We start from the raw sequence: 19,696 nt of genomic DNA, 5'->3' as shown, positions 1-19,696 counted from the left end.
GCGCGGCTCGGTAAAGCCGCGCGCCGCATATGGTCAGGCAGCAACCTGCCCCTTGCGCTGCAGGTCGGGCGGGGTCGCCTCCGCCAGGAGATCGGCGAGTGCCTGGTCGAGCGTTGCCGAGACCTGGTCGCGCGAGCCGAGGCGGCGGATATTCACCGTACCCTCTTCCGCCTCGCGCTTGCCGCAGACGAGGATCACCGGGACCTTGGCAACGGAGTGTTCGCGCACCTTGTAGTTGATCTTCTCGTTGCGAAGATCAACCTCGGCCCGGAGGCCGGCCGCGCGCAGCTTCTCTACGACCGCCTCGGCATAGCCATCGGCCTCTGACGTGATCGTCGCCACCACAACCTGCACCGGCGCGAACCAGAGCGGGAAATGGCCGGCAAAATGCTCGATCAGGATGCCGAGGAAGCGCTCCATCGAACCGCAGATGGCCCGGTGGATCATCACCGGCGTCTTCTTGGTGCCGTCGCTGTCGACATAGAAGGCGCCGAACCGCTCCGGCAGGTTGAAGTCGACCTGCGTGGTGCCGCACTGCCATTCGCGGCCGATCGCATCGCGCAACGTGTATTCGAATTTCGGCCCATAGAACGCGCCCTCGCCCTCAAGGATGCCGGTCTTGATCTTGCCGCCCGACTGTTCCTCGATGGTCTTGAGCACACGCATCATCACCGCTTCGGCGTGATCCCACACCGCATCGGAGCCGACCCGCTTTTCAGGGCGGGTCGAGAGCTTCACGACCACTTCGCCGAAACCGAAATCGGCATAGGTCGAGAGGATCAGGTCGTTGATCTTCAGGCACTCGGCCGCCATCTGCTCTTCGGTGCAGAAGATATGCGCGTCGTCCTGCGTGAAGCCGCGCACGCGCATCAGCCCGTGCAGCGCGCCCGAGGGTTCGTAGCGATGCACGGCGCCAAATTCGGCCATGCGCAGAGGCAGATCGCGATAGGACTTCAAGCCATGCTTGAATATCTGAACATGGCCGGGGCAGTTCATCGGCTTGATCGCGAAGACGCGTTCGTCCTCGGTATCATCGCCGGCCGACTGCGCCGCGAACATGTTCTCCTTGTACCAGCCCCAATGGCCTGAGGTCTCCCACAGCGACTTGTCGAGCAGCTGGGGCGCGTTGACCTCCTGATAGCCGAGCGGACGCAGGCGCCGCCGCATATAGGCGATCAGCTCCTGGAACATCGACCAGCCCTTGGAATGCCAGAAGACGACGCCGGGTCCCTCTTCCTGGAAATGGAACAGGTCCATCTCGCGGCCGAGCTTGCGATGGTCGCGCTTCTCCGCCTCCTCCAGCATGTGGAGATAGGCGTCGAGCTCGACCTGGTCATGCCAGGCGGTGCCATAGATGCGCGTCAGCATCGGCTTGGTCGAGTCGCCGCGCCAATAGGCACCGGCAACCTTGGTCAGCTTGAAGGCCGAGCCGATCTGGCCCGTCGAGGCCATATGCGGGCCACGGCAAAGGTCGAACCACTGGCCCTGCTTGTAGATCTTGAGGTCCTGGCCAGCCGGGATGGCGTCGATCAGCTCGAGCTTGAACGCCTCGCCCTTGGCCGCGAAGACGCGCTTCGCCTCTTCGCGCGACCAGACTTCCTTGGTGAAATGGGCGTTGCGCGTGATGATCTCGCGCATCTTCGCCTCGATCTTCGGCAGATCCTCGGTGGTGAACGGCTCAGGGCGCGCGAAGTCGTAATAGAAGCCGTTCTCGATCACCGGGCCGATGGTGACCTGGGTGCCCGGAAAAAGTTCCTGCACGGCCTCGGCCATCACATGCGCTGCGTCGTGGCGGATCAGCTCGAGCGCCCGCGGATCATCACGCGTCACGATCTCGATCGAAGCATCGGCAGTGATCGGGTCGGAAAGGTCGGTGAGCGTGCCGCCAAGCGTCATCGCGACCGACTTCTTGGCCAGCGATTTCGAAATCCCTTCGGCGACCTGCCGGCCGGTCGTACCAGCGGCGAATTCGCGAACCGAGCCATCGGGGAAGGTCAGATGGATCATCGTATCTCTCCTGCTCACTCCCGCAGACGAGCGCGGGTAAGCGTTGCTGGCGGCAGGGGGCCGCCGGAAGCGCCGGTCAGCCCGGCGCGGCAGGAGATAACGCAGTTGAGTTCGGCGGACAACCGGTCCGCCAAAACCTATCCGCGACGTACGGGCAGCTTCCGATAGGCAGCGCCTCGACGCAGCTGAATACCGAGTACCGCTCCGAATATCACTATGCCGCCGGCCATAACCAGGACAGGGTCGGAAAGTCACTCATCCCAAGCATCGTCGAGCTGTTTCCGCGCAGCCAACGCCAAAGCCGGTCGCAAAAATACGCGAGCCGCGAGAAATTACCGCCCGCCGCCTTCGCTATCAGCCGGGCAGCCCGTCGATCTTCGGCGCCGCTTCCAGTTGCTCGTCCCAATTCGCCCGCTCGGCGAAGAAGATGTGGGCGTTGGGCTCGATATCGATATCGACATCGAGGCTCCCCGCCGGCACCACCAGCAGACCCCCATCGAACTGGACATCGGGAAGCGCGGAGCCGCATTTAGAGCAAAAACTCTTCCGATGTCGCGAGGACGGCACCTGAAACGTCCGCGCATTTTCCTGGCCCGAAAGCCAGGTGATGGCCGCCGTCGTCGAGAAAAGGTTTGCCGCGTGTGCGGACCCCGTGTCCTTTCGGCAGCGATCGCAGTGACACAGGAAGAAATGTTCGAACGCTCCGGAAATCTCGAACCTGACTTCGCCGCAGAGGCAAGAGCCGGCATATCGCTTGCTCATCGATCTCGCACCATTGTGAGGGCCAGGAATGGCACCAAGGCAGGGAAGCCGCACCGGACAATTTAAGCAGTTCAGGACTGCTGATCCGGCCTGATGCCTGTAGGGGACGGGCTAGATGCCCCACGGCGAGGCCCCGCGCAAGACTCTTGACCGAACACCGGTCTAGCCGCTCAATCCAACCGCGTCTTCGGATCGATATGCTTTCCCGTCCACTGGCCGTATCGCCAGGGCAGATACCAGCGCGCAGCGGGCCTGAGCACTTCCGGCACTGGGTCATATCCCGACGCGCCGAACGGTCCGCAGCGCTGGAAGCGGGCGAGCGTCGTCCATCCGCCCGCCCAGAGGCCATGCCGCCTGATCGCCTCCTCGCCATAGCTGGAACAGGTCGGCAGATAGCGGCAGTTCTGGCCGAGAAAGGGCGACAGCATCAGCTTGTAGAGGCGGATCAGGCCAATGCCGATCAGCGCCGGCAGCCCTTTGGCGCGCGCGTCAGGCGCATTCGCCTCATGCCGGTGGGCAGTGGAAGTACAGATAATACCCCGCCTCCTGGCCAGCCTTGCGGGCGACCGCGTGATCGCCGTTAATCTTCTTCGCCGTCGCAAGCGCGATCGTCGCGCTCGTCACGGCGGCAGTGAGCTTGCCACGATCAGAACAGACCGGCTTCATATCCGGGATGGTGGCCTTCAGCCGATCCACGATCGTCTGCGCATCGCTGGAAAGCGCGAAAGCCGGAGCCGCAGCCGACAGGAAGCCAGCCCCAACTATGGCAACCGCGATGAGCGCGGCCGGCACGCGTTTGGACATCCTCTGAACCTCACCCATGCTCGTGCACCACGGCTTCGACATTATGGCCGTCCGGGTCGGTGATGAAGGCGGCGTAATAGCCGGGATGATACTGCGGCCGCGGCCCCGGCGCACCATTGTCGCGCCCGCCTGCCTCGATTCCCGCGGCATGGAATGCATGCACGGCGGCACGGTCGCGCGCCTTGAACGCAAAATGGATGGGTCCGGGCGGCGCACCATAGCTGCCGATCCAGAGCAGACCGCGCCCGTTTTCGCCGAACATCGCCCAGTCGGCGGTCTCATGGACGACGCCGATATCGAGCGGCGCCAACAGGCGGATATAGAAATCGCGGCTCGCCAGAAAGTTCTTCACATTGAAGCCGAGATGATCGTAGCCCATGCGCGTCTCCTATTCGGCGGCTTCCGCGGCGCGCGCGGCCTCGATCTGGCCAATGGCATCAACGACGGCATCGAAGGTCAGCAACGTGGAGGCGTGGCGCGCGCGATAGTCGCGCACCGGCTCCAGATATTTGAGATCGGCAAAGCGGCCTTCCGGCGGCGCGCCATTCTCCTTGAGCATGGCGTACATTGCGATGCGCACCGCCCGGAGTTCCTCCGCCCGCGCGCCGACGACATGCCGCGCCATGACGGACGACGTCGCCTGGCCGAGCGCGCAGGCCCGGACGTCATGCGCGAAATCCGTCACGACATCGCCGTCCATCACGATATCGACAGTGACGGTGGAGCCGCAGAGCCGCGAATGCGCCTTCGCGGTCGCCTGCGGCGCCGCAAGACGGCCGATGCGTTCGATATTGGCCGCGAATTCCAGGATCCGCGCATTGTAGATTTCATCGATCATCGGCGCCTCCGATGCGATGAGATATAGAAAGTTCCGGCCTTCCGATCCAGATACAAGGCTCCGAAACCGTTCGTCATCGGAGTCGAGCATGGATGCCAAGACCCCGCCGCAGCTGAAATATGCGCCGCGAGCCGCCGAAAGGCCGAGTGCGGCTGAGGCCGAGGCGGCCGTGCGCACGCTCATCGCCTATGCCGGCGACGACCCCGACCGCGAGGGGCTGCTGGAAACGCCGGCGCGCGTCGCGAAGGCCTATCGCGAATTCTATTCGGGCTACGAAGAAGATCCCGCCGCGATTCTCGACCGTGTCTTCGACGAGGCCGGCGGCTATGACGATTTCGTGCTGCTGCGCGACATCCCGTTTCATTCCCATTGCGAGCACCACATGGTGCCGTTCATCGGCAAGGCCCATATCGCCTATCTGCCCAATGGAGGTGTCGTCGGCCTTTCGAAACTGGCGCGTCTGGTCGATGCCTATGCGCGCCGGCTGCAGATGCAGGAGCGGCTGACGCAGCAGATCGCAGACGCGATCGAGATCGGGCTCGCGCCGCATGGCGTCGCCGTGCTGATCGAAGCCGAGCATCACTGCGTGTCGATGCGCGGCGCGCGGAAATCCGGCGTCTCGACCGTCACGACAAGCTTCAAGGGCGTCTTCAAGACCGATCCGGCCGAGCGCGCACGCTTCCTGCAACTCGTCGAAGGCCGACGCTGAGCCTCCGCCTCTTGTGCGCGGTCGCGTCTTTGGTCTAAGCCGCTCACCTTCTCCCTGAGACCAAGGGCCTGACAAATGAGCGAAGCTGCACAGCGCACGACCAAGGCAATCACGATCACGCCGGCGACCGCTCCGCTCTACGGCCGCGTATCGCCGCCGGGCTCGAAGTCGATCACCAATCGAGTGCTGCTGCTGGCGGCGCTGGCAAGCGGCACCAGCCGCATCACCGGCGCGCTGAAGAGCCTCGACACAAAGCTGATGGCGGCGGCGCTGCGCGACATGGGCGTCACGGTCGACGAGCCCGACGCGACGAGTTTCGTCGTCACCTCGACGGGACGCCTCCTCCCGCCAGCCGGCCCGCTCTTCCTTGGCAATGCCGGCACGGCGATGCGCTTCCTCACGGCAGCGGTGACGCTCGTCGAGGGCACCGTGGTGGTTAATGGCGACGATCACATGCGCAAGCGCCCGATCGGACCGCTCGTGGCAGCGCTGCAATCGGTCGGCATCGATTGCAGCGATACTGGGGGCTATCCGCCGGTGACCGTCCATGGGACCGGAGCCTTCGGCAGCGGCCGTATCGAGATCGATGGCAGCCTTTCGAGCCAGTATGTCTCGGCCCTGCTGATGGCGGCGGCCTGCGGCACGGGCCCGGTCGAGGTCGCGCTGACCGGCAGCGATATCGGCGCGCGCGGCTATGTCGACCTGACCGTCGCGGCGATGACCGCCTTCGGGGCGAAGGTCGAGAGGCGTGATGCCGCGACTTGGCGCATCGAGCCGACCGGCTACAGGGCCGCCGACATCCACGTCGAGCCCGACGCTTCCGCGGCAACCTATCTGTGGGCGGCCTCCGTGTTGACAAACGGCGCCATCGATCTCGGCGTGGAGGCTGAGGACTTCACGCAGCCCGACGCCGAAGCGGCCGCGCTCATCGCGGCATTCCCGCATCTGCCGGCAGTCATCGATGGCTCGCAGATGCAGGACGCCGTACCGACACTCGCGGTGCTTGCGGCCTTCAACGAGACGCCGGTTCGCTTCGTCGGCATCGCCAATCTCCGCGTCAAGGAATGCGACCGGATCCGCGCGCTCTCGACCGAGCTTTCGCGCATCCGGCCGGGCCTCGCGCATGAGGAAGGCGATGATCTCATCGTCGCTTCGGATCCCGCCCTTTGCGGCCAGACACTGCCGACCGAGATCGAGACCTATTCGGACCATCGCATCGCCATGAGCTTCGCGCTTGCCGGCCTCAAGATCGGCGGCATCACGATCCTCGACCCGGATTGCACCGGCAAGACCTATCCCGGCTACTGGGACGCCCTCGCGTCGCTCGGAGTCGGCCTCAAGCTGCGCCAGGAGGAAGCGGCATGAGTGGCCCGTTCGCTGCGCCCGGGACCCATGCCGAGATCGAGGAAGGCCTTGTCCTGATGCCGCGCTTCGGCGCGGACGGGCTCATCGCCGCCATCGTCGTCGATGATGCGAGCGGGGATGTCGTCATGGTCGCCTGGATGAATGAAGAGGCGCTGGCGAAGACGATCGAGACGGGCGAAGGCTGGTACTGGAGTCGGTCGCGCAAAGAGCTCTGGCACAAGGGCGCGACGAGCGGCCATGTCCAGACCGTGACCGAGATGCGCGTCGATTGCGACCAGGATGCGATCCTCATCCGCGTCGTCACCGCGGGAACGGGCGCCAACTGCCACACCGGCCGCAAGGGCTGCTTCTATAGGCGCGTTCCCATCGGCCAAAAGCCGGCGTCCGAGCTTGCGCTCGAGCCGACGGGTGATGACCCTCTGTTCGACCCCAAAGCCGTCTATGGCGGCTGAGGCCAATTTGTACGCGGTCCGCCCTCACGCCATCGCGATATAGGTCCGCATCTCGTCGGCCTCGCGCTCGACCTGCTCGATGCGTGCCTTCACGACGTCGCCAATCGAGATGATGCCGGCGAGCCGGCCGTCTTCCACCACCGGCAGATGGCGGAAACGGCCATGCGTCATCCGCTCCATCACGTCGTTGATCGTGTCCTGATCGCTGCAGGTAATGACCTTCGCGGTCATGATCGAGGCGACATTGGCAGCAAGCCCCTCAAATCCCGCATGCGCCAGCATGCGCACGACGTCGCGTTCCGAGACGATGCCGAGGATATGGCGGACATCGTCGACGACGACGACGGCGCCAATCCGCCGCTCCGCAAGGAGAGCGACGACCTCCGCGACGGACATGTCCCTGGAGACTGTGAGAACGTTTCGACCCTTATGGGCGAGGATAGCGGCAACGGTCATGGCGTCGGCTCCCTTGAAACGAGGCGCCAGCCGCTCTCTGTCAGGGGGACCGGTCCGGACACCGCGATACAAGATGATGATCCTCGCAGGATCGAAGCGCAAGCAATCAGGCAGCGGCGGTCAGGTAGCGCGGCGCGCCACCGGATCGAAGATCGGGAAGAACAGCAGCCCGACGATGAAACCGCCAAGATGCGCGTCCCAGGCGATCTGGCTCGACTGGATGCCCGGCGGCGTGAACAACAATCCGAACAAGAGATTGAAGACGAACCAGACGCCGAGGAACATCAGCACCCGCGAATTCCGTATCATTTCGGGAATGGTGAGCGCCGGCCGATGATCGGCATCCGCGCTGAACGCCCCGCCGCCGCCGAGCCTGCCACCGGGCGAGAAGGCGAATCGCGCCGCGGCCGCCATCTGCGCGGCGATGGCCGCCGAGGCGCCGACAAGCGGAGCCATGCTGTGCGGATCGAGCGCCAGATGGGCGGCCGCACCGCCCGCGGCGCCGAGGAGCGAGAAGCCGATGAAACGCTGCGGACCGAAGCGCCGGGCAAGCGGGGTGCCGAAGGCAGCGAGCCAGAGCGCGTTGATGCCGAAATGCATCCAGTCGGCATGGAGGAAGGCGTAGGTGAAGAACGTCCAGACATCACCGGCGATGCCGCCCGGCCAATCGAAATCATAGGCGGCGGGAAACGTGATCCGCACGGGAACGAAGGAGAAGGCTGCGATCACCCAGCCCTCCTGGTCCGGCGTCAGCAGCCAGACGCGAATGGCATGGATGACGCCGAGCAGCACCACCGAGGCGATGATCACCGGCGGCAGGTTGAAGACAGGCTCGCGCGTCGTGCGTGGGAAGCGTTCTGACATGGCTTCGAGATAGACGGCCACCGGCGCGGAAACAAGCGGCCCTGCGCCGCCGCGGCGTTGCCCCGCATCCCTGGTCAGGCGGAAATCGAGGGGCCGTCCGGCGCGGCTTCAAAGAAGCGCGCACAAACGGCCCCGATCACGCCCCGTCTTTACCCCCCGGTCAAGACGCCCCGTGAACGCGACAGGATTGCCATGCGGCGAACGAATTCGCAACCATGTCGGCAAGGCGCATGTGAGTCGGTCTGTTCGATCGTCGTGCGCCGGTTGGCACGCCGCGTGCACACCCCGCATTTACCATGTTGGTCGGGGGGCCAGCTGTCCCGCGCCCGCACAGTTTCGGGCAGCGAGATGGTCGGTGTGCCGCCCCTGCATCGAAATCGAACGTCGAAGGGCGGAATGAAGCATCGCAATACCCGAGAACTCTACGACTACTGGTCACGCCTGCGCGGCACGGACGCCGCGCCACCACGCGGGGCCATCGAGCCGGCGGAGATCCACGCCCTTCTCGGCGACACGTTCATCCTCGAAAGTGCCGGGCCTACCCAATATCCCTTCCGCCTCGCCGGCACGCGCCTCTGTTCCCATTTCGGCCGCGAACTGAAGGGCCGCAACTTCCTCACGCTTTGGGGCGATGAGGACATCGAGGCGATCGATACGCTGCTGACGGCCGTCTGCATCGATGCCGCAGCAGCAGTGATCGGCGCCGAGACGCTCAATGATCGCGGCCAGTCGGCACCGTGGGAGATGGTCATCCTGCCGCTGTCGCGCGGCGGGCGGGTCTATGACCGCATTCTCGGCCTCATGGCCCCCCTGGAGCGGCCCTATTGGCTCGACATCCATCCAGTCATCCGCCAGTCGATCACCAGCCTCCGGCTGATCTGGCCGGATGAACGGCCTGTCCTGCTTCATCCCTCCATTCCCGCGCCGAGCCGGCCGCTCTCGCCAATGTCGATCGCCCGCCCTGACGACTTGCCGGTTATGCCGGCAGGGGCCCTGGCGAGCGGACGACGTCGTCATCATCTGGTCGTCCTCGAGGGCGGCAAGCGCTGATGCGACGCCAACTGGCCGGCATATGGCTTGTTAAGGGCATCCGGCTAGAGTGCCCGCAACGACTGTATTCCGGACGCTTTCCATGCTCGAACTGGCGACGCATCGGCCCACCCTCGATCAGTATGACCGCCGCCGCTACCGGCGATACGAGATCGCTCTGCTCGGGCGCTACATGCTGGAGAGCCGCCGCGAATATCCCTGCCAGACAATCGATATCTCGACGGACACGCTGTCGCTGGCGGCCCCGATCCAGGGGCGCATCGGCGAGCGCATCGTCGCCTATGTCGATCAGCTCGGGCGGATCGAGGGCACCATCACTCGACTGAGCCCCAATGGCTTCATTCTGGCGGTTACCGCCACACTCAGAAAGCGCGACAAGCTCGCCGCGACGCTTGAATGGCTGGCTGAGCATGCGCTCGCCAAGGGCATCGACGCGCGGTCCGGCGTCCGCATCGTCCCGCGCAATCCGTTCTCTCAGCTCGCTTTGGCCAATGGGCGGCACGAACGCTGCCGCGTGATCGACCTCTCGATCACCGGCGCTGCCCTCGCGATTTCAGAACGGCCCGCCGTCGGCACGCCGGTAGCGCTCGGCGGCCTGGTCGCGCAGGTGATCCGCCACACCGACGACGGCATTGCCATCGCCTTCGACGTCGCGCAGGACGAAGCCGGACTCCGCGCGCAGTTCTGAAGTCTCCCCACCTTCTCCGATTACTAACTTCGCCCGGCACGCCGAGCCGCGAGGCCCGGGTGCATCCAGCGCCAGCTAGACCGTAAGCACGATAAGCGCGACGCGGTGAACGCGGCCTCGGCGTTTGGCAGACGCGCGCGCCACCGCCCCCAGCCACACATCGCCGTCCCTCCCCTGGCACTACCAGACCCAGACCCCGCCGCCCCTCCCATTGGCCGCGCAAATTAACCTTAACAAAAGGTTGCGCTTGCCGCCGCCCCGGCTCGGCCATATTATTTAACGAAAGGTTAACAACAACAATAAACCTTTCGGCGAATTCGAATTGAGTTGGATTTGAATTCGAGCTCGTGGCTTAGACCGGCGTCAAAACTCAACGGTCATAGTCATCGTAGCTCAAGGGAATTGGCGACTATGTATTGCGTACGCTTGTTTACCTCTCTCTTCGCGCTGGCTTTGCTTGGCGCAGCCGGTCTGACGACTGCGAATGCGCAGGGTCAGTCGGCTTTCATGCAAGTTCTCGGCAAAACGACGCAGCCCATCGGTCACCATGACCTTTGCGCGCGCATGCCGGTTGAATGCCGCGAGCGCACCGCCGACGACAGGCCGGTGGTGCTGACGCCTGTGCTGTGGAACGAGCTCATTGCGGTCAATGACAACGTCAACACGGCCATTGTCCCGGACACCGACAAGGACATCTACGGCCGCGAGGAATTCTGGGCTTATCCCGATACGCTCGGAAAGGGCGATTGCGAGGACTTCGTCCTGCTGAAGCGCCGCGAGCTTATGCAGCGCGGCTGGCCGGCAGGCTCCCTGCTCATCACCGTCGTCCGCCAGACCAATGGCGACGGCCATGCGGTCTTGACCGTCCGCACCGATCGCGGCGATCTCGTGCTCGACAATCTCGAGGGCAAGATCAAGCTCTGGGAGCAGACCGACTATCAGTTCATCAAGCGGCAGTCCGACACGGACAGCGGCCGCTGGGTTTCGATCGCCGACGACCGCAACGTGCTGGTCGGCTCGATCAAGCGCTGAACATCAGACGAACCCGTTCGCGAAGCGGCGCCAGTTCTCGACATAGCTTCGAGCCGACTGGCGCAGCCTCTCGATCTGCTCGGGCGTGAGCGTCCGCACGACGCGACCCGGCGCCCCGACGATCAGCGACCCTTCCGGATAGTCCTTGCCTTCCGGCACGAGCGCACCAGCGCCGACCAGCGAATTGGCGCCGATCCGTGCGCCGTTGAGCACGATTGCCCCCATCCCGATCAGGCTGTTCTCGCCGATCGTGCAGCCATGCAGGATCGCGCGATGCCCGATCGTGCACCCCTCGCCGATCGCCAGTGGAAAACCCATGTCGGTATGGAGCATGGCGTGCTCCTGGATATTGGTCGCGGCCCCCACGGTGATCCGCTCATTGTCGCCCCGCAGGACGGCGCCGAACCACACGCCGACATCGACTCCGAGGGTCACCTTGCCGATCACCCGCGCATCCGGCGCGATCCAGTAGCGCCCCGCTTCAGGCAGTTCCGGCCCGACCCCATCCAGCGTGTTCTCAGCCATCTGTCCGTCTCCTCATAGGCTTGCCTGCGCGGCAAGCGCGAAATCCAGCACGATGAGGCCCGAACAGGCGCTCCACATGCCGGCGATCGCCACGCTGCCCACGATCCAGCCGAGGGCAGGACGTTGCTTCCGCTGTGCGGCGACCGCATTGCGCATGATGATGAACGGACCGACGACGCCACAGAAGAGGAAAGTGACCAGCATTGCAGGCGCCGAGCTGCCGAGCAGTGCAAAACGCGCCGGTTCGGAGGTCACGAGTTGATAAAAGCTGCCGACGATGCCCGCCGTGACGAAGCCGGCCGCGACCGAATAGAGGAGCACGAAGAGCTGGACGGAAAGCGGCATGTTCGTTCTGCTCTGGTGGTTGACCGCCTCTGCGCACGCAAACGTCATGCCGACGGGCCCGCTCACCGAAACGGTGGCGCGGCCCGCCATTCGCAAATGCAAAACGCCGCCGGAACCGGCGGCGTCATGGTTATTGTTTCGTAAAGGCACAGGCACCAGCGACATGACCCAGTTCGGGTCAGCCGTCCGGCCTCGTGCGAACGATCAGACTTCCTCGAGATCGATGTCGAGGATCGCCATCGTGAAGTTGTAGGAAAGCTCGCCTTCCTCATCGTCGCGGAACAGCACGCCCATGAACTCCTCGCCGAAATAGACCTCGGCAGAATCGTCCTTGCGCGGCCGCTGGCGGACAGTGATGTCCTTCATGTTGAAACGCCGGCGGAAGAAGCCCTCGAGCTTCTGGATCTCCTTGCGATCCAATTTTCTCTCCATTTGCGGGGGGAATGATCGGCGACCACCCGCGCAGCGCACGGGCTGACCCGGCACGCCGCCCCGTGCGACGCCTCCGGCACCTTGTGGCGTCAGGCTTACTCGCCTTGACCCGAAAGCAGTTGATCCATCGACCGCGACGGTTCGGCGCAGGGCGCCTTGCCGACGACCTTGGCCGGCACACCAGCGACGGTGGTGTTGGGCGGGACCGCATGCAGCACGACCGAGCCCGAAGCGACGCGCGAGCAATGCCCAATTTCGATATTGCCCAGCACCTTGGCGCCAGCGCCGATCAGCACGCCATGGCGCACCTTGGGATGGCGGTCGCCAATTTCCTTGCCGGTTCCGCCGAGCGTCACGCCCTGCAGGATCGAAACGTCATCCTCGAGAATGGCCGTCTCGCCGATCACGATGTCGGTGGCGTGGTCGAAGAAGATACCCTTGCCCATCTGCACGGCGGGATTGATGTCGACCTGGAAGACGGCCGACGACCGGCTCTGCAGGTAATAGGCGAAATCACGCCGCCCGCGGCGCCACAGATAATGAGCCAGGCGATGCGTCTGGATGGCGTGGAAGCCCTTGAAATAGAGTACTGGCTCGATCGAACGATTGCAGGCCGGATCGCGATCGACCACCGCCTGAACGTCGACCCGCAGAGCATGGGCGATCGACACGTCGTTTTCGAATGCTTCGGCAAACGCCTGTGCGATCAGTTCGCCCGCGACGTCTGGATGATCGAGCCGCCCGGCAATACGGTGCGCGACGGCGAGTTCGAGGCGTTCATGCGCCAGGATCGACCCATAGACGAAGGTCGACAGCGCCGGCTCGCCGCGGACGACTTCCTCCGCCTCGGCGCGGATCCGCGACCACAGCGGGTCGAAGCTTGCGAGGCTATCGCCACCGATGCGCGAGGTGACTGACGACATGAACGTCTCCTTGCCGGAGTTGGGCCCCGGATTTCCGCCGGGACACTATCATGAAGGCTTGGATGCCACAAAACGGCATATGGCGGGTAAACTATGCTCGGCGGCGACGGTTGCGAGGGCCGATCGTCATTCGAGACCGCGCCGGCCAAGGAAATCGAGTACGCCGGCCTTGTAGACCTTGTCTCCGACCGCGAGCATGTGGTCGCGCTTCGGGATGTCCAGCACTTCGGCGCTCGGAATGATCCGGGCGAGCGCGGCTGCCGATCCGGCCAGTTCGTCCTTCTCGCCGACCGCGATCAGGACCGGCATATGCAGCGTCGCGAGATCGTCAGCCGAAATCGGCTGGCGGGTCGCCTTCATGCAGGCGGCCAGCGCGACGCGGTCGCTGCCGGTCTGGTCAGCGAACTTGCGGAACATCTGGCCGACCGGATCGGTGATCGCCTCGGGCGTCTCCGTCTCCAGCGCGTCCACCACTGGTCCCCACGGACCAATCCCGGTAACGATCCCGTAGCCGAGGCCGCCAAAGACCAGGCGACGGATCATCTCGGGATGCGAGAGCGCCAGAATCGCCGCAATCCGGGCACCCATGGAATATCCCATCACGTCAGCGCGGCCGATGCCGAGGTGGAGAAGGAGATTGCGGGCGTCTTCGGCGAGCGCCGCGACGCGGTAAGCCTCGACCTGATGCGGCTTGTCGCTGTTGCCATGGCCACGATTGTCGATCGCGATTACGCGCCGTCCCGCTTTGACCAGCGTATCGACCCAGCCTGGATTGACCCAGTTGACCCGCGCGCTCGACCCGAAACCATGAATGAGCAGGATCGGAGCGCCCTCGCCCTCATCGATATAGGCAATGCTGTAGCCGTTGGACTGGAAGACTGGCATGGCGGACCCGGATAGCGGCGACGGGCAGCGCCCAGCGCTGCGAGGAGCGCCCTTATGACGGAAGCCGCGCGCCGCGCCAAGGTGTCGCCACAGGAAGAAGCATCACGGTCTGTTCATCGCGGGCGCAACGCTCTATCGTCGCGCCAACTTTCGTCGAACGAGCGGATTTCGCCATGGCCGAGCACGTCATCCCGCATTTTCACAATGATTCCGGCGTCGCGCTGATCGAGATCGGCGTGCAGGAATTTATGTGCGTCGGCGCCAAGCCGCCCTTTGACCACCCCCACATCTTCATCGATCTCGGCGCTTCCGGCGAGCGTGTCTGTCCTTATTGCTCGACGGTGTATCGGCATAATCCCCGCCTGCACGGCACGGAATCGAACCCGCCCGGCCACCTTTTCGTCGAACCGCTGGCCGCCTGAGGCCGACGAAGACCGTGTCCGTCTCGACCATCGCCGTCGCGGGCGGCGGCATTGCCGGGTTGACGGCAGCGCTTCTCCTGTCGCGTGCCGGCTTCCGCGTTGAGGTGTTCGAGCGCGCCGATCGCCTTTCCGAGGTTGGCGCCGGGCTGCAGATCTCGCCGAATGCCGGTCGCATCCTCGATAATCTCGGCCTTGGACCAGCCCTCGACGCCGTCGCAACACGCCCTGAGGCAATCGAGATGCGCGGCGTTCAAAGCGGCCGCGCGATCATCGCGCTCCCGTTGGCACGCGCGGCTATCCGCTACGGCGCACCCTATCGGCTGCTGCATCGCGCCGACCTGCTCGATATCCTGCTTTCGGCCGTGGCGGCAGACCCGCAGATCGCGGTCCATCTCGGAAGTCCCGTCAGCAATATCTCCGAAACGGCGGCGGGCCTCCGCTTCGCGGCAGGCGATATCAGCCGCGATGCCGATATCCTGATCGGAGCGGACGGTGTCCGCTCGTCCGTGCGCGCCCATCTTCGCGGCGGCCCGGCGGAGCCGACCGGTCGCACGGCATGGCGCACAACTATTCCAACCGCGGCGGCGCCTGATGGGATCGCCCGGGACCGCGTCACGGTTTTCCTCGGCGACCGCAGCCATGTCGTTGTCTATCCGATCCGTTCGGGCCGGGAGATCAACGTCGTCGCCATCGTCGAAGAGGCATGGCAGGGGGAAGGTTGGAGCGAGCCGGGCGACGCCGCGTTCATCCGCCAGCGTTTTTGCGGCACCGCTGACGACCTTGAAGACCTCATCGCCGCCGGCAGCGACTGGACCCGCTGGTGCCTCTGCGGCGTCGACGCCAACGGACCCTGGCAGAACGGGCGGATCGCCCTTATCGGCGATGCCTGCCACGCGATGCTGCCCTTCCTGGCACAGGGCGCCGCGATGGCGATCGAGGATGCGGCTGTGCTGACGCGCATGCTCCTGCGCCCGGACCTGCCGGCCGAGATCGCGCTCGCCCGTTATGTTGCCGAGCGAAGGCCACGCGCCGCGCGCGTCGCCCAGGCTGCGCGCCAGAGCGGCGCCATCTATCATATGAGCCCCCTCGCCGCGCCGTTCCGGGACGCAACCATGAAGGCATTGGGCGGCGACCGATTACTGGCTCGTTATGATTGGATCTATGGCTGGCGGCAGAACGGTTGATTAACCACCCGGACTGGCTTTCGGGTGCTGCGACAAAATCATCAGTTCACGCTGGAACCAGACAACAACCGACGAATTGAATGGCTATCCCGAGGTCCGACGTTCGCGAACGTTCCGGCTCAATCCTCGAGGATGGGGGCAGACGGGGAGTCGCCCTTGGTCGGTAGTCTGACTGGCTGGGCGAGGTAGGAAGATGCTGAAGCGGCTGATAGCCGTCCCGAACGACCCGTCGCCGCAAACGCTTCAATTCGCCATTGCCGCGATTCGCGAACACCTCGGCATGAAGATCGCCTATGTGTCGACCTTTGAGGGTGATCTCACTGTAATGCGCGCCGTCGACGCGCCGGGCTTCGAGCATCTGATCAAGGTCAATGATTCCGCGTCGCTTTATGCCGTTTATTGCCGGCATATCCTTGCTGGCAACCTGCCTGAGCTCATCACCGATACGAGCGAGTTCCCCCTCGCGATGTCGCTGCCGCTGACTGAGGCGCTGCCGATCGGCTCGCATATCTCGGTCCCGCTCCGGGATCGAAACGGCGTGGCCATCGGCATGTTCTGCTGCCTCAGCCCGCAGCCCAATAGCTCGCTCAGCCAGCGCGATCTCCAGGTCATGCGCGTGTTCGCGGACATTATCGGCGAGCAGGTTATCACCGAGCTCGGACTGAAGCGCTCCGCGCGCAAGCGCGATGACCTCATCGACGGTGTGATCGCGGATCGGATGTTCACGGCGGTCTTCCAACCGATCTGGAGCCTACAGACGCGTCGGCCCGTCGGCGTCGAGGCGCTGTCCCGCTTTTCAGCGATGCCATATCGTTCACCCGATGCCTGGTTCGCCGATGCGGTTGCCGCAGGCCGCGGCGTCGATCTCGAGCTGGAGGCCGTGCGGGTCGCCCTGCCTGCCCTCCGCACCCTGCCGCCGGATCTCTATCTCTCCGTCAACGCCTCGGCGACAACGATCCGCAGCGGCCGCATGATGGACGTTCTCGCTGACCTTCCTCTCGGCCGTATCATCGTCGAGCTGACCGAACACGAGGTGGTCGAGGATTATGACGCGCTCGTCGCCGCGCTCGTGCCCCTCCGGCAAGCAGGCCTCCGGATCGCCATCGATGACGCTGGCGCCGGCTTCGCCAGCTTGCAGCACATTTTGCGCCTGCAGCCTGACATCATAAAGCTCGATATGAGCCTGACGCGATCTATCGATGTCGATCCGGCCCGACGCGCCCTGGCCACAGCCATGGTGACCTTTGCGCGCGAGACCGGCGCCACACTGATCGCGGAAGGCGTCGAGACCCGCGGCGAATGCGAGGCCTTGATCGGGCTCGGCGTGCAGAACGCCCAGGGATATTTCCTGGGCAAGCCCGGGGAACTGGAGACGACGCTCACGCTGCTGGCGTCGCCGACTTCGGTCAAGCTGTCGCCTGCTCGCAAAGCCCGCCGCGCCAGTGCTCAGCGCATCTTCGCCAGCGCGGTGATGGCGGGATAGTCTGTCTTGCCTGTGCCGAGCATCGGCAGCGCCTCGACGCTCACGATGCGTCGCGGCAGCATGATCTCGGCAACGCCGTGCAGGCGCGCCGCGGCAATGAGTTCATCGCGATCCGGGCTCGGCCTGTCGGTGACGAGGACGAGTTGCTCGCCCTTGCGATCATCCGGCACCGCCACCATGGCATGCGCGTTGTCGGGCCAGACCTGCGCGACATAGGCTTCCGCCGCGGCCAGCGAGATCATTTCGCCGCCGAGCTTGGCGAAGCGCTTCGCGCGGCCGAGGATCGTGATGTAGCCCTCGGCATCGACGCTGACGATATCGCCCGTGTCGTGCCAACCGTCGTCAGTCGCCTCCAGCACGCCGGGAGCCGATTCGCGCATATAGCCGCGCATGACGTTGGGCCCGCGAATCCAAAGTCGCCCGCCCTCGTCGAGCCCGGGCACGGGCTCAAGCCGATATGACATGCCCGACAAGAGCCGTCCGACGGTGCCATCACGGTGGAACAGCGGCGTGTTGGCGGCGATCACGGGCGCGGCCTCCGTCGCGCCATAGCCCTCGAACAGTTCGATACCAAAGCGATCGCGCCAGAGGGTGCGTGTCTGCGGCTTGATGCGCTCGGCGCCCAGCACGACGAGGCGCAAGCTCTTGAATTGGTCATCCTCCGCCTGCCGCCCCCAGCCGGCCGCGAATGTGTCCGTGCCGATCAGGATGGTCGAGCCGCTGTCCTTGATGAGCGCCGGGATCTGCTTGTAATGCAGCGGCGTCGGGTAGAAGAAAACGCGCATTCCGATCGAGAATGGTGCGACGAGCCCGACCGTCATCCCGAACGAATGGAACACCGGGAGCGGGTTGAACAGCGAATCGTCTGGGCTCAGCGCGAGCGTCCGCAAGAATTGCTCGACATTGGCGAGCACGTTCTCATGCGTCAGCGCAACGCCCTTCGGCAGTCCTTCCGAACCTGACGTGAACAGCACGACGCCAACGTCATCCGGCCGGACGCGGCTCCGCGCGTGGATGGCGCGGGCGAACCAGGAGGAGACGACCCCGACGAACTTGTCGAAGCCGGTCACCTTCTTGCCAACATCCTCGAGCCAGAGAAACGTGACGTCCTTGCTGATCGCCTCGACAAGCTCCTCGAGCTTGCCTTCGGCAATGAAGCGGCGCGACGAGATCACGAGACGGATCTCCGCGGCCCTGCACGCGACAGCAAGGTTCTTGGCACCGGCCGTGAAGTTGAGCATCGCGGGAACGCGGCCGAAGGCGGACAGGCCGAAAAAGGTCGGCGCGACGGTCGCGACATTCGGCAGCAGGATGCCGACCCGCTCGCCCGGCTTCGTCCGTGCGGCGAAGACCCGGCCGAGCACCATGGCGCCGATGACGACGCGGTCAAAGGTCAGCGGCTTGCGTTGCGTATCCTCGATGACTGTGCGCTTGCCGCCGAAGCGCGACCGGGAATCGAGCAGCATTCCGAACAGCGTCTTCTTCCAGTGCCGTGCGTCGAGCGGGATCGCCGCCGTGGCTGGGCTTGGTATCGCGGTCGGCATGTCCATGGTCGGCCTCGGATGGAGTTCGTCTCCGGCGCGAGAAAACAGGTCGCGGCCGGCGGCGGATCATCGCCGTTGGCCGCCAACTTACTATGACAATCGTCACGCAGGCGACCGCTAACTAACGCGCCAGCGCATGCGATAGCTCGTAAGATATATCTTGACGATTGGCCTCTGCGTTAGTACGTAAGATATATCGAAACGAAAGAGGAGCCCATTATGGGTCATTTTCATCATCACGGCCGTCACGGCCACGGCTGCCGCCCGGCCGGATTCGAGGGCGTTCTGAGCTTCATGTCGCGGCGGGGCGGTCCCGGTCATGGCGGACCGTTTGGCGGGCGCGGCCCGATGGGCGGGCGCGGCGGCGACGGCTTCCGCATGGGTCGCATGGTCGCCGATGGCGACCTTCGCCTGATCGTGCTGTCGCTGCTGGAGAAGCAGCCCCGGCACGGTTACGACATCATCAAGGCGATCGAGGAGCTGACCAGCGGCAGCTACAGCCCGAGCCCCGGCGTCATCTATCCCACCCTCACCTTTCTTGAGGAAGGCGGGCATGTCTCCTCGGTGAGCGAGACCAACAAGAAGGTCTATTCGATTACCGATGCCGGCCTCGCCCATCTCACGGCCAACCGCGCCGGCGTCAATGCAGTGCTGGATCATCTCGCCCGCATCGGCCGCCGCCTCGCGGAGGCGCGCGCCTGGTTCGATCGCGAGGAAGACGATCGCCGCGGCCAGCCGCGCGACCGTGACATCGAGGGCGTCGTCCCTGAACTCAACGACGCCCGTCGTATGCTGAAGGCGGCCATCGCCGCCGCGATCGGCGCGCCCGAGGACGAGCAGCGCCGGATCGCCGACATCCTTGCCAAGGCCGCCGCGGCGATCAAGGCGCAGCCCGACGACCCGGTCGACCTCTAGCGAATGCCGAC

At 64.8% G+C, this 19,696-nt stretch carries 24 protein-coding genes; 10 read left to right on the top strand and 14 right to left on the bottom strand.

Translation table 11 applies throughout. From position 1 onward, the window contains the following. Positions 1-33: 33 nt before the first annotated feature. The 6 genes from thrS to BUB39_RS09295 form a co-directional block, all read right to left on the bottom strand. Positions 34-2,007 (bottom strand): threonine--tRNA ligase, encoded by a 1,974-nt coding sequence (gene thrS, locus BUB39_RS09315; RefSeq protein ID WP_073052607.1) that lies wholly within the window; start codon positions 2,005-2,007, stop codon positions 34-36. Between the two features lie 354 nt (positions 2,008-2,361). Beyond that, the gene (locus tag BUB39_RS09310; protein WP_073052606.1) at positions 2,362-2,769 is read right to left on the bottom strand and encodes a GFA family protein; all 408 of its coding nucleotides are present in this window, start codon (positions 2,767-2,769) and stop codon (positions 2,362-2,364) included. A 170-nt stretch (positions 2,770-2,939) separates the two neighbouring features. Further along, positions 2,940-3,218: a membrane protein insertion efficiency factor YidD gene (gene yidD, locus BUB39_RS09305; RefSeq protein ID WP_425292900.1), complete on the bottom strand. Its 279-nt coding sequence runs from the start codon at positions 3,216-3,218 to the stop codon at positions 2,940-2,942. Between the two features lie 55 nt (positions 3,219-3,273). Further along, the gene (locus BUB39_RS25195; protein WP_139251393.1) at positions 3,274-3,573 is read right to left on the bottom strand and encodes a hypothetical protein; all 300 of its coding nucleotides are present in this window, start codon (positions 3,571-3,573) and stop codon (positions 3,274-3,276) included. A gap of 10 nt (positions 3,574-3,583) precedes the next feature. Next, positions 3,584-3,952 (bottom strand): VOC family protein, encoded by a 369-nt coding sequence (locus BUB39_RS09300; RefSeq protein ID WP_073052605.1) that lies wholly within the window; start codon positions 3,950-3,952, stop codon positions 3,584-3,586. A gap of 9 nt (positions 3,953-3,961) precedes the next feature. Beyond that, the gene (locus BUB39_RS09295; RefSeq protein ID WP_073052910.1) at positions 3,962-4,411 is read right to left on the bottom strand and encodes an iron-sulfur cluster assembly scaffold protein; all 450 of its coding nucleotides are present in this window, start codon (positions 4,409-4,411) and stop codon (positions 3,962-3,964) included. Positions 4,412-4,499: 88 nt separating this feature from the next. On the opposite strand from BUB39_RS09295, the gene folE reads away from it, so the two are divergent. The 3 genes from folE (at position 4,500) to hisI (ending at position 6,937) form a co-directional block, all read left to right on the top strand. Further along, positions 4,500-5,120 carry a GTP cyclohydrolase I FolE gene (gene folE, locus BUB39_RS09290; protein WP_073052604.1) on the top strand — a complete coding sequence of 207 codons (621 nt, stop codon included), beginning with the start codon at positions 4,500-4,502 and terminating at the stop codon, positions 5,118-5,120. 75 nt (positions 5,121-5,195) lie between these two features. Next, the gene (gene aroA, locus BUB39_RS09285) at positions 5,196-6,485 is read left to right on the top strand and encodes a 3-phosphoshikimate 1-carboxyvinyltransferase (RefSeq protein WP_073052603.1); all 1,290 of its coding nucleotides are present in this window, start codon (positions 5,196-5,198) and stop codon (positions 6,483-6,485) included. Then, complete coding sequence (gene hisI / locus BUB39_RS09280; RefSeq protein ID WP_073052602.1) at positions 6,482-6,937, top strand: phosphoribosyl-AMP cyclohydrolase; 456 nt, start codon at positions 6,482-6,484, stop codon at positions 6,935-6,937. The genes aroA and hisI overlap by 4 nt, the downstream gene beginning before the upstream one ends. A gap of 24 nt (positions 6,938-6,961) precedes the next feature. Here the strand turns inward: hisI and BUB39_RS09275 are convergent, their stop codons facing one another. Together BUB39_RS09275 and BUB39_RS09270 are read right to left on the bottom strand one after the other, a co-directional pair. Next, entirely contained in the window at positions 6,962-7,393 is a 432-nt protein-coding gene (locus tag BUB39_RS09275; RefSeq protein WP_073052601.1) for a CBS domain-containing protein, read from the bottom strand. Between the two features lie 120 nt (positions 7,394-7,513). After that, a complete protein-coding gene (locus BUB39_RS09270; RefSeq protein ID WP_073052909.1) occupies positions 7,514-8,257 on the bottom strand; it encodes a rhomboid family intramembrane serine protease in 744 nt (247 codons plus the stop codon). A gap of 396 nt (positions 8,258-8,653) precedes the next feature. Here BUB39_RS09270 and BUB39_RS09265 point away from each other — a divergent pair, with 396 nt between their 5' ends. The 3 genes from BUB39_RS09265 to BUB39_RS09255 all read left to right on the top strand — a co-directional run bounded on the left by BUB39_RS09265 (position 8,654) and on the right by BUB39_RS09255 (position 11,027). Further along, entirely contained in the window at positions 8,654-9,307 is a 654-nt protein-coding gene (locus BUB39_RS09265) for a PAS domain-containing protein (RefSeq protein WP_073052600.1), read from the top strand. 82 nt (positions 9,308-9,389) lie between these two features. Further along, a complete protein-coding gene (locus BUB39_RS09260; RefSeq protein WP_073052599.1) occupies positions 9,390-9,995 on the top strand; it encodes a PilZ domain-containing protein in 606 nt (201 codons plus the stop codon). Positions 9,996-10,406: 411 nt separating this feature from the next. Then, positions 10,407-11,027: a transglutaminase-like cysteine peptidase gene (locus tag BUB39_RS09255; RefSeq protein ID WP_073052598.1), complete on the top strand. Its 621-nt coding sequence runs from the start codon at positions 10,407-10,409 to the stop codon at positions 11,025-11,027. Between the two features lie 3 nt (positions 11,028-11,030). Here BUB39_RS09255 and BUB39_RS09250 read toward each other — a convergent pair whose 3' ends face one another. The 5 genes from BUB39_RS09250 to BUB39_RS09230 all read right to left on the bottom strand — a co-directional run bounded on the left by BUB39_RS09250 (position 11,031) and on the right by BUB39_RS09230 (position 14,137). Then, complete coding sequence (locus BUB39_RS09250; RefSeq protein ID WP_073052597.1) at positions 11,031-11,552, bottom strand: gamma carbonic anhydrase family protein; 522 nt, start codon at positions 11,550-11,552, stop codon at positions 11,031-11,033. Between the two features lie 12 nt (positions 11,553-11,564). Beyond that, positions 11,565-12,062: a DUF6949 family protein gene (locus BUB39_RS09245; protein ID WP_210187046.1), complete on the bottom strand. Its 498-nt coding sequence runs from the start codon at positions 12,060-12,062 to the stop codon at positions 11,565-11,567. Positions 12,063-12,101: 39 nt separating this feature from the next. Beyond that, positions 12,102-12,317 carry a DUF3126 family protein gene (locus BUB39_RS09240; RefSeq protein ID WP_139251392.1) on the bottom strand — a complete coding sequence of 72 codons (216 nt, stop codon included), beginning with the start codon at positions 12,315-12,317 and terminating at the stop codon, positions 12,102-12,104. Between the two features lie 107 nt (positions 12,318-12,424). Continuing rightward, the gene (gene cysE / locus BUB39_RS09235) at positions 12,425-13,252 is read right to left on the bottom strand and encodes a serine O-acetyltransferase (protein ID WP_073052595.1); all 828 of its coding nucleotides are present in this window, start codon (positions 13,250-13,252) and stop codon (positions 12,425-12,427) included. Positions 13,253-13,378: 126 nt separating this feature from the next. Next, positions 13,379-14,137 carry an alpha/beta fold hydrolase gene (locus tag BUB39_RS09230; RefSeq protein WP_073052594.1) on the bottom strand — a complete coding sequence of 253 codons (759 nt, stop codon included), beginning with the start codon at positions 14,135-14,137 and terminating at the stop codon, positions 13,379-13,381. 173 nt (positions 14,138-14,310) lie between these two features. On the opposite strand from BUB39_RS09230, the gene BUB39_RS09225 reads away from it, so the two are divergent. From BUB39_RS09225 to BUB39_RS09215, 3 genes are all read left to right on the top strand, one after another. Then, the gene (locus tag BUB39_RS09225; RefSeq protein ID WP_073052593.1) at positions 14,311-14,559 is read left to right on the top strand and encodes a zinc-finger domain-containing protein; all 249 of its coding nucleotides are present in this window, start codon (positions 14,311-14,313) and stop codon (positions 14,557-14,559) included. Positions 14,560-14,573: 14 nt separating this feature from the next. Next, positions 14,574-15,743 (top strand): FAD-dependent monooxygenase, encoded by a 1,170-nt coding sequence (locus BUB39_RS09220; protein ID WP_073052592.1) that lies wholly within the window; start codon positions 14,574-14,576, stop codon positions 15,741-15,743. 193 nt (positions 15,744-15,936) lie between these two features. After that, positions 15,937-17,226: a sensor domain-containing phosphodiesterase gene (locus BUB39_RS09215; protein ID WP_073052591.1), complete on the top strand. Its 1,290-nt coding sequence runs from the start codon at positions 15,937-15,939 to the stop codon at positions 17,224-17,226. On the opposite strand, the gene BUB39_RS09210 is transcribed toward BUB39_RS09215, so the two are convergent. Beyond that, positions 17,190-18,776, bottom strand: a complete 1,587-nt coding sequence (locus BUB39_RS09210) for an AMP-binding protein (RefSeq protein ID WP_084527052.1) — start codon at positions 18,774-18,776, stop codon at positions 17,190-17,192. The genes BUB39_RS09215 and BUB39_RS09210 overlap by 37 nt on opposite strands. Positions 18,777-18,989: 213 nt before the next feature. On the opposite strand from BUB39_RS09210, the gene BUB39_RS09205 reads away from it, so the two are divergent. Further along, complete coding sequence (locus BUB39_RS09205) at positions 18,990-19,685, top strand: PadR family transcriptional regulator (RefSeq protein WP_175561793.1); 696 nt, start codon at positions 18,990-18,992, stop codon at positions 19,683-19,685. Positions 19,686-19,696: the final 11 nt, after the last annotated feature.

The organism is Kaistia soli DSM 19436 (genome assembly GCF_900129325.1).
GTDB classification, from domain to species: Bacteria; Pseudomonadota; Alphaproteobacteria; order Rhizobiales; family Kaistiaceae; genus Kaistia; species Kaistia soli.
Note: the sequence above shows the minus strand (reverse complement) of the source record. Positions and strands in the feature narration are given on the sequence as shown.

Excerpts from the sequence above, each read along its gene's own strand:
- thrS (WP_073052607.1), bottom strand. The coding sequence starts at position 2,007 with ATGATCCATCTGACCTTCCCCGATGGCTCGGTTCGCGAATTCGCCGCT.
- BUB39_RS09310 (WP_073052606.1), bottom strand. The coding sequence starts at position 2,769 with ATGAGCAAGCGATATGCCGGCTCTTGCCTCTGCGGCGAAGTCAGGTTC.
- BUB39_RS25195 (WP_139251393.1), bottom strand. The coding sequence starts at position 3,573 with ATGTCCAAACGCGTGCCGGCCGCGCTCATCGCGGTTGCCATAGTTGGG.
- BUB39_RS09300 (WP_073052605.1), bottom strand. The coding sequence starts at position 3,952 with ATGGGCTACGATCATCTCGGCTTCAATGTGAAGAACTTTCTGGCGAGC.
- BUB39_RS09295 (WP_073052910.1), bottom strand. The coding sequence starts at position 4,411 with ATGATCGATGAAATCTACAATGCGCGGATCCTGGAATTCGCGGCCAAT.
- folE (WP_073052604.1), top strand. The coding sequence starts at position 4,500 with ATGGATGCCAAGACCCCGCCGCAGCTGAAATATGCGCCGCGAGCCGCC.
- aroA (WP_073052603.1), top strand. The coding sequence starts at position 5,196 with ATGAGCGAAGCTGCACAGCGCACGACCAAGGCAATCACGATCACGCCG.
- hisI (WP_073052602.1), top strand. The coding sequence starts at position 6,482 with ATGAGTGGCCCGTTCGCTGCGCCCGGGACCCATGCCGAGATCGAGGAA.
- BUB39_RS09275 (WP_073052601.1), bottom strand. The coding sequence starts at position 7,393 with ATGACCGTTGCCGCTATCCTCGCCCATAAGGGTCGAAACGTTCTCACA.
- BUB39_RS09270 (WP_073052909.1), bottom strand. The coding sequence starts at position 8,257 with ATGTCAGAACGCTTCCCACGCACGACGCGCGAGCCTGTCTTCAACCTG.
- BUB39_RS09265 (WP_073052600.1), top strand. The coding sequence starts at position 8,654 with ATGAAGCATCGCAATACCCGAGAACTCTACGACTACTGGTCACGCCTG.
- BUB39_RS09260 (WP_073052599.1), top strand. The coding sequence starts at position 9,390 with ATGCTCGAACTGGCGACGCATCGGCCCACCCTCGATCAGTATGACCGC.
- BUB39_RS09255 (WP_073052598.1), top strand. The coding sequence starts at position 10,407 with ATGTATTGCGTACGCTTGTTTACCTCTCTCTTCGCGCTGGCTTTGCTT.
- BUB39_RS09250 (WP_073052597.1), bottom strand. The coding sequence starts at position 11,552 with ATGGCTGAGAACACGCTGGATGGGGTCGGGCCGGAACTGCCTGAAGCG.
- BUB39_RS09245 (WP_210187046.1), bottom strand. The coding sequence starts at position 12,062 with ATGTCGCTGGTGCCTGTGCCTTTACGAAACAATAACCATGACGCCGCC.
- cysE (WP_073052595.1), bottom strand. The coding sequence starts at position 13,252 with ATGTCGTCAGTCACCTCGCGCATCGGTGGCGATAGCCTCGCAAGCTTC.
- BUB39_RS09230 (WP_073052594.1), bottom strand. The coding sequence starts at position 14,137 with ATGCCAGTCTTCCAGTCCAACGGCTACAGCATTGCCTATATCGATGAG.
- BUB39_RS09225 (WP_073052593.1), top strand. The coding sequence starts at position 14,311 with ATGGCCGAGCACGTCATCCCGCATTTTCACAATGATTCCGGCGTCGCG.
- BUB39_RS09215 (WP_073052591.1), top strand. The coding sequence starts at position 15,937 with ATGCTGAAGCGGCTGATAGCCGTCCCGAACGACCCGTCGCCGCAAACG.
- BUB39_RS09210 (WP_084527052.1), bottom strand. The coding sequence starts at position 18,776 with ATGGACATGCCGACCGCGATACCAAGCCCAGCCACGGCGGCGATCCCG.
- BUB39_RS09205 (WP_175561793.1), top strand. The coding sequence starts at position 18,990 with ATGGGTCATTTTCATCATCACGGCCGTCACGGCCACGGCTGCCGCCCG.